Origin of the sequence: Xanthomonas cannabis pv. cannabis, from assembly GCF_000802365.1 — a bacterium.
GTDB classification, from domain to species: domain Bacteria; phylum Pseudomonadota; class Gammaproteobacteria; order Xanthomonadales; family Xanthomonadaceae; genus Xanthomonas; species Xanthomonas cannabis.
In genome coordinates, this window is record NZ_JSZE01000167.1 from 1 (window position 1) to 7,534 (window position 7,534).

General features: G+C 65.5%; 4 protein-coding genes. 2 read left to right on the top strand and 2 right to left on the bottom strand.

The annotated features are described in order from the left end of the window. Window positions 1–48: 48 nt before the first annotated feature. Window positions 49–1,251 carry an FAD-dependent monooxygenase gene (locus tag OZ10_RS19265; RefSeq protein WP_039566642.1) on the top strand — a complete coding sequence of 401 codons (1,203 nt, stop codon included), beginning with the start codon at window positions 49–51 and terminating at the stop codon, window positions 1,249–1,251. Between the two features lie 168 nt (window positions 1,252–1,419). On the opposite strand, the gene OZ10_RS19270 is transcribed toward OZ10_RS19265, so the two are convergent. Beyond that, the gene (locus OZ10_RS19270) at window positions 1,420–4,299 is read right to left on the bottom strand and encodes a TonB-dependent receptor (RefSeq protein WP_039566644.1); all 2,880 of its coding nucleotides are present in this window, start codon (window positions 4,297–4,299) and stop codon (window positions 1,420–1,422) included. A 322-nt stretch (window positions 4,300–4,621) separates the two neighbouring features. Here OZ10_RS19270 and OZ10_RS19275 point away from each other — a divergent pair, with 322 nt between their 5' ends. Continuing rightward, window positions 4,622–6,595: a transglycosylase SLT domain-containing protein gene (locus tag OZ10_RS19275; protein WP_039411895.1), complete on the top strand. Its 1,974-nt coding sequence runs from the start codon at window positions 4,622–4,624 to the stop codon at window positions 6,593–6,595. Window positions 6,596–6,763: 168 nt separating this feature from the next. On the opposite strand, the gene OZ10_RS19280 is transcribed toward OZ10_RS19275, so the two are convergent. Beyond that, a partial coding sequence (locus OZ10_RS19280) for a pectate lyase family protein (RefSeq protein ID WP_039566645.1) occupies window positions 6,764–7,534 on the bottom strand: 771 nt, incomplete at its 5' end.

Here is a 7,534-nt window from a genome sequence, read left to right on the forward strand (position 1 = left end):
GATATTTACGTATCATGCGTGATGTAAATTCACTGCAGGAGTGGTCGCATGTCCCGCCGGATACTCATTACAGGCGCCAGCGTCGCCGGGACCACCGCTGCGTGGTGGCTTGACGCGTACGGGGTCGAGGTGGAGGTGGTCGAACGCGCACCGGCGTTTCGTGACGGCGGCCAGAACGTCGACGTCCGGGGCAATGCGCGCGACGTGCTGCGCCGCATGGGACTGGAAGCCCGCGCATTCGAACGCAGTACCAGGGAGCTCGGCACCGACTGGGTGGACGCAGACGATCGCGTCATCGCGCGGTTCAAGGCAGACGCGTCAGACACCGACAGCGGACCCACCGCCGACCTGGAAATCCGTCGCGGCGACCTGGCGCGCATGTTGTACGAGGCCTCGCGTGAACGCGTGGCCTATCGCTTCGGCGACAGCGTGTGCGGTGTCGCCCAGGACCAGGCCGGTGTCGAGATCACCTTCCACAGTGGTCGATGCGCCCGCTACGACACGGTCATCGTCGCCGAAGGCGTTGGGTCGCATACCCGCGAACTGGTGTTTCCTGGCGAGAACGTGCCGCGCTGGATGGACCTGACCCTTGCGTATTTCAGCATCCCCCGGCAATCGCACGACAGTGCCTATGCCAGGCAATACAACACGGTGGGCGGACGCGGCGCAACGCTCAAACCCGCACTCGACGGCAAGCTTGGCGCTTATCTGGGCATACAAAAAAAGCCCGGAGGCGAGAACGCCTGGACGCCGGAGCAGCAGCGGCGCTTCATCGAAACCCAGTTCGCCAACGATGGCTGGGAATTTCCACGCATTCTCGTCGCGATGCGGGACGTCGACGATTTCTATTTCGACGTGTTGCGCCAGGTGCACATGCCGCGGTGGTCCGCCGGCCGGGTGGTGCTGACGGGCGATGCCGCCTGGTGCCCCACCTCGCTGTCGGGCATCGGCACGACGCTGGCGTTGGTCGGCAGCTACGTGCTGGCAGGCGAACTTGCCCAGGCCGTCTCGCCGATGCACGCATGCATGCGCTACGAACGGATCATGCGCCCGTTCGTCAAGGAAGGTCAGAACATTCCCAAGCTCGTACCACGCCTGTTGTGGCCGCACTCCGCAGCCGGGCTGACGCTATTGCGTGGGGCGATGCGCCTGGCAGGCATGCCGATTGTTCGCCGTCTCGTCACTGACGGCTTCGCACGTGATTCCAACAGGATTGCCTTGCCCGACTATCGCCCGATAGCACCCCTTTAAAGCGGCCGGTCCGTCGCAGCCACTGCAGGCAGCGCTCTGTTGATCGACATGGCGCCCGACGGCCGGCACCCAGGTCCGATGCCAGGAGGCGATCATGCCTGTGCATGACCGCAGTTGCATGTCAGCGCGCGTGGCCTCCCTGAGAACCACGCGGCGTCTGGTCACGCCCTAGAACTTCAGGTCCACGCGCGCGTACCAGAAACGCCCGCCGGGAATGTCGTAGGTGGAGGCGTCATAGCCGTTGAGGGAGCACGACAGGCAGATCGGTGGGTCCTTGTCGAACACGTTGTTCAAGCCGGCCGTGAGCTGCAGGCCCTTGAGCCAATCGACGCGATACCCGATCTGTGCATCGTGATAGGTGATCGCATCCAGCTGATTGGTGCCTTCGGCCGGGTTACCACACACCGCAAACTCCACCGCATCGACGCACTGCTCGGTGAGCTTGGAGATGTGCCGCGCCGTCCATGACGCCGTCCAGTTCCTCAGCGACCAATCCAGCACGGCATTGCTGGTCCACTCGGGAATCGCGCTGTCGACCACTTCGATGCCCGGCCCCTGCGGCTGGCGCTGGCCCGCTGCGCCAAGCGCCTCGTAGCGGCCCACGAAGGTGTTCTGCCACGACAGCTTGAAGCGGCCGAACGCGGTTTCCGGCAATGTCCAGAACACGTCCACGTCCCAACCGTCGGTCTTGATCGAGCCCAGGTTGGTCAAGCGGTTGTTGAACGCATTGATGCCGCCGGTGGAGGCGCGTGCAATGCCGTCGCAATACAGCGCGTCCAATGTGTCCACGCACAGATCCAGCTGGGTCTGCGCATTGATCGCCTGGATCGCACCGTCCACATGGTGGCGATAGAACGTGGCTTCCAGGTCGAGCCGATCCGACCAGCTGGCGTTGCTGGCAAAGCCGGGGCTGAAGACGAAGCCGGCACTAAAGCTGCGTGAGCGTTCCGGGTCCAGCTGTTCATTTCCGCCAGTGGTCACCGAGATCTGCTGATTGGCCTGCTGGTACCCGCCCGGCACGCCCAGTGCGGCGCAGTTGGCGGCGCTGCCACGTGGTGCGGTGCCGCCCAGGCCGATCGAGCAGGGGTCCGACAGCTGCAGGTCGGCGCGTGCGGCCGAACCGAACAGCTCGCCGATGGTGGGGGCACGGAAACCTTCGGCGTAACTGGTGCGCAACACCAGCTCGTCGGTCACCTGCCAACGCAGGCCGTACTTGGGCGTGAACTCGCCACCGAAGGTGGAGTAATCCGAATAGCGCCCGGCGATGTTCAGATCGAGTTTGTCGCCCAGCGAGGAGTTGGCGAAGATCGGGATGTTGAGCTCGAGATAGGCCTCGTTGACGTCGTAGCTGCCGGAGGTGGGCAACGACGGCACGCCGTTGTAGCGCCCGGCCACGGTCAGCGGATCGGGCTGATACGCGCCTTCGTACATGCGGTATTCGTAGCCGGTGGCAAACGACACCGCGCCGCCCGGCAACTGGAACAGTTCGCTGCTGAGGTTGGCGGTGAACAGGCTCAATTCGTTCTGGCTGCGGTCGCGGACCACCGGCTGGATCCAGCGCAACATGTCCGGCGTGATGCTGCCGGCGCCGCTGAAGATATCCAGCGGCACGCAGCCGGCCACTGCCGCGCATGCAGCCGGGTCGCCGAGCGCCAGATTGATGTTGAACAGGTTGTAGCTGCCGTAGTTGGTCTGCTCGGCCTTGTTCTTGCTGTACATGCCGTTGACGTCCCAGAACCAGGTCCGCGCGGCGCCCTCGAAGGTGCCCACCAGCCCGGTGCCGACGTACTGCGTATCCACCTGCTGCTGGTAGCGCCGCGGCCCGCCTTCCACCGGGCGCCGGCCGATCTGGATAAGATTGGTGGCCGAATCCAGATCGAAGCCGAACGGATTGAACGGATTGAGCGCCGAGATCCGGATGTTGTCGGCAAGCGGATTGCCGGTGCCGGCGTCGGGTCCGAGAAAGATCGGCTCCGGTGCGGCCTGGTTGGTCGACTCGCGGCGATTGCCCAACGCCTTGACGTACCACTGCACATCGTCGTTGAAGTAATAGCGGAACTGCGCAAACACGCCCTTGCGCTCGGACGGCGTCAGCAGCAGGTTCTGCTCGGCAAAGTTGTAGCGATCGGCGGTGCCGAAACAGTGGTAATCATCGCTGCGCGTGCAACCGGCGCTGCCATCGTATTGCGGCGTGCCCACACCGGCATTGGGGGTGAGGTTCTGGCGCGCGCCGGTGTTCTGGTCGACGAACTGGAAGCGCCCGTCCGGCGTGGCCGAGCTGCCGAAGGTCAGCCCGGTACCGGGGATCGGGAAGCGCGCCTGCGCACGGTCACGCGCATAGATCGGATCCTGCTTGACGTAGCTGGCGCCCAAAAACAGGCTGAAATCCTCGCCACTGGTGCCCCAGGCCAGATCCACGCCCTGGTTGGCGCCATCGCCCTTGCCGTACTGGCCGTAGTTGAGCGTGACCTGCGCGCCATCGAAGGTGCGCCGGGTGATGATGTTGACCACGCCGGCGATCGCGTCGGAGCCGTACAACGACGAGGCGCCGTCTTCGAGCACTTCGATGCGCTCCACGATCGCCAGCGGAATGGTGTTGAGGTCGGTCGACGATCCCACGCCGGACGCCGAGGATTCGTTGACCCAGCGGATGCCATCGACCAGCACCAGCACGCGCTTGGAGCCGAGATGGCGCAGATCCACCTGCGCCGAGCCCGCGCCCACCCCGCCCCCATCGGGCGGAAAGCCGAAATTGCCGGACGAATTGAACTTGGCGTTGAGCGCCGAACCGGACGCGGTGAGCTCCTGCAGCACCTCGCCGATTGAGGTCAGGCCGGTGCGCTCGATATCGGCGCGGTTGAGCGTCTGGATCGGCACCTGGCCTTGCAGCTCGGCCGTCTTGATGCGGGTACCGGTGACCTGCACGCTATCGAGCGTGCGCGTGCCGGGTGCGGCCTCGGGCTGTTGCGCCCAGGCGAGTGTGGGAATCAAACACAACGACAACTGCACGGCCAGGCGCGACCGCGACGGGCAAATCAGACGCTTCATCCTTTCTCTCTCCAGAAGGATTCTTCAAAGTGTCCGCACGCCCCCGTGCCCTGCGGTCCCGCTCTAACTTGTAAACGAAACCTTAACGCATCGCAATCTGGCGGTGCAGCACTGCGATGCGTGTCGCGTTCGGGGCCGGCCTGGGCCTGGGCCTGGCGCCAGCGCCTGCACATTCCGTGCGGCGTCATGGCGATCGGGCGATCGCCATGACGCCGCGTTGCCGCCACCGCGTGGGGACCATGGTCAAGGCTGCATGGTTCGCCGGCATGGCTGTCTCGCGCGTTCACTCAGGTGCTCAGCCCTGCTTCGGTATCATCGCGCGATGACTTCTGCCCCCCGTTTCGCCGCTCTCCTCGCCGGCCTGCTGTGCCTTTGCAGCACCGCCTTGCATGCGCAAACCCTCGATCCCCAGCTGACCGCGATGCGCGATGCCATCGCCGCGGCAGAGCGCGGCCAGTCCGATCCCGCCCAGCTCACTGCCTTGAACCGCCATCCGCTGTATGGCTGGCTGGAGTTCGCCACCCTCAAGCGCAGCATCGACACCGTCTCGAACGCGCAGGCGCAGAGCTTTCTGCAGCGCTACGCCGGCCAGCCGGTGGCCGAGAGCTTCCGCAGCACCTGGCTGCCGGCAGTGGCACGGCGTCAGGACTGGACCACGCTGCTGGCCAATTGGAAGAACACCGACAATACCGGCCTGCGCTGCGCACACCTCACTGCGCGGCAGGCCACCGGACGGATGGACGCGCAGTGGAGCCGCGACGCGCTGGGGCTGTGGCGCAACGGCAAGGCCCTGCCTGATGCCTGCGAACCCGTCATCGCCGCCCTGGATGCGCGCGGCGATCTGACCCCGGCGCTGCGCTGGGAGCGCGTGGAAGCCGCCGCCGATGCGCAGCTGCCTGCGGTGATGCGTACCGCGGCGCGCGGCTTGCCGGCAGCTGATCTGGCGCTGGCAACCGATTACGCTGCCTTTCTCGACAAGGTCCACCCGCGTGCACTGGGTTGGCCCAGGACCGAACGCAGCCGCCGCATCGCCGTCGATGGCCTGGCCAAGCTCGCCAAGAGCGACCCCGATGCTGCCGAACAACAGTTGCCGCCGCTGGCCAGCGCGCTGGGTTTCAGCGATGCGCAACGCGGCCAGGTGCTGTATCAGATCGCGCTCTGGACAGTCGCCTCCTACCTGCCGGACTCGGCGCGCCGGCTCAATGCGGTGCCCGACGGCGCCTATGACGAACGCCTGCACGAATGGCGCGCGCGCGAGGCGATGGCGCGTGGCGACTGGCCCGCGGCGTTGGCAGCAATCCGCAAGATGCCGGCCAGCCAACGCGCCGACTCGCGCTGGCAGTATTTCGAAGCGCGCCTCACCGAAAAGACCGGCGCGGCCGCCGCTGCACAGCCGCTGTATCGCGCAGCGGCGCAGTCGCCCACCTTCCACGGCTTCCTGGCGGCCGACCGGGTGCAGCAACCGTATCGGCTATGCCCATGGGAGCCCAAGGACAGCCCGCAGGCGAAGGCCGCGGTGGCACGCGATCCCGCACTGATGCGCGCGATCGCCCTGTTCCAGATCGACCGCCCCGGCTGGGCGGTGGCCGAATGGAACGATGCCGCCAGCCGCTTCGATGACACCCAGCGCCGTCTGGCCGTGGAAGTGGCCAGCGACAACGGCTGGTTCGACCGCGCGGTGTTTGCACTTGGCAAGCAACCGGACGAGCAGCGGCTGTATTCGCTGCGCTTCCCGCTGCATCACGACGACAGCATTCGTCGCGAAGCTGCCAAGAATGCGATCGACCCGGCCTGGGTGGCCGCGGAGATCCGTGCCGAGAGCATCTTCAATCCGCGCGCACGCTCGCCCGCCAATGCGATGGGCCTGATGCAGGTATTGCCGGGCACCGGCGCGGCGGTGGCCAAGGGGATCGCCCTGCCCGGCTATGCCGGCGCCGCCAGCCTGTACGAGCCGGACACCAATATCGCCATCGGCACCGCCTACCTGCGTCAGTTGCTCAACACCTACGGCCTGCCCTACCTCACCATCGCCGCCTACAATGCCGGCCCCGCCCCGACCGGCCGCTGGCTATCGCAGCGCCCCGGCTTCGAGCCGGACTTCTGGATCGAGACCATCAGCTACAAGGAAACCCGCGACTATGTTGCGCGCGTGCTGGCCTTCAGCGTGATCTACGACTGGCGACTCAACGGCGACATGCTCCCGCTCAGCGATCGCCTGATGGGCAAGCTGGTGGACAAACGCCAGAAGCCCGTCTGCGCGCCCGGCCAGGGCGCGAGCAACGCTGCGCAAGACTGAGGACGCGTCGGCCGGCAGACAAGGCGATGGGGCTGGATGGCTGCGCTGCGCCAATACGCAGCGTGTCGTGGCGAATACCCAGGCTCAGAATGACCAACGCCCGCAGTGCTGCGGGCGTTGGATGTTGCTGTTTGGCGCTGCAGCCATCACAGCGTTGCCTGCACCTGGTTACAGCTTGCCGGCACCGGCCTTGGCCTTGACGTCTGCAGCGACCTTGTTGGCAGACAGCAAGTTGTAGGTGTACGGCGGCTTCCAGCCGATGTTGCTGTTCCACGAGCAGCTCAGCGCCTTGCCATTGAGCAGCGAGCCCTGGTCGCGGTACACGCTGCCCTTGTAGTCGGCAGCGATCTTGTCGCAGCTGCTCACGCCGCTGATGTCGAAGGCGTTGTTCTCGGAGAAGATCTTCGACTCCTTGCCCACGCCATGTGCGTGCGAGAACGGGTACACCTTATGACTGGTGCTGCCCACGTGGTAGTTGTTGTACAGATGCACCTGGCCGAAGCGCACCCGCGGCGCACGCGCGGAGATGTTCTCGAACAAGGTGTTGTGGATGGTGACCTTGAGCTTGCCGCTATCGGTGCTGGAAGCGCTGTCGCTGGAACCGATCAAGTCGTTCTTCTCGTGCGACTTGAACGCCGAGTACGAGATGGTCACGAAGTTGGCGCCCTTCTTGACGTCCATCGCGCCGTCGTGGTGCTGCTTGGGGCGGCCATTGGCGGTGCCGTTCTGGTCGTCGGTGCGGCGACCATCGGTGAAGGTGACATGGTCCACCCACACGTTGGTGGCGCCTTCCACGGTCAGGCCGTCGTACTCGGAATTCCAGTTGCCCTTGTCGCCATCGTCGGCGTCCCACTTCGGCTCCGGATCCCACGGATTTTCGATGGTGAGGTTACGCACGATGACGTCATTGGCCTTGACGTAGAAATAGCCCTCGCGAAT

Excerpts from the sequence above, each read along its gene's own strand:
- OZ10_RS19265 (WP_039566642.1), top strand. The coding sequence starts at position 49 with ATGTCCCGCCGGATACTCATTACAGGCGCCAGCGTCGCCGGGACCACC.
- OZ10_RS19270 (WP_039566644.1), bottom strand. The coding sequence starts at position 4,299 with ATGAAGCGTCTGATTTGCCCGTCGCGGTCGCGCCTGGCCGTGCAGTTG.
- OZ10_RS19275 (WP_039411895.1), top strand. The coding sequence starts at position 4,622 with ATGACTTCTGCCCCCCGTTTCGCCGCTCTCCTCGCCGGCCTGCTGTGC.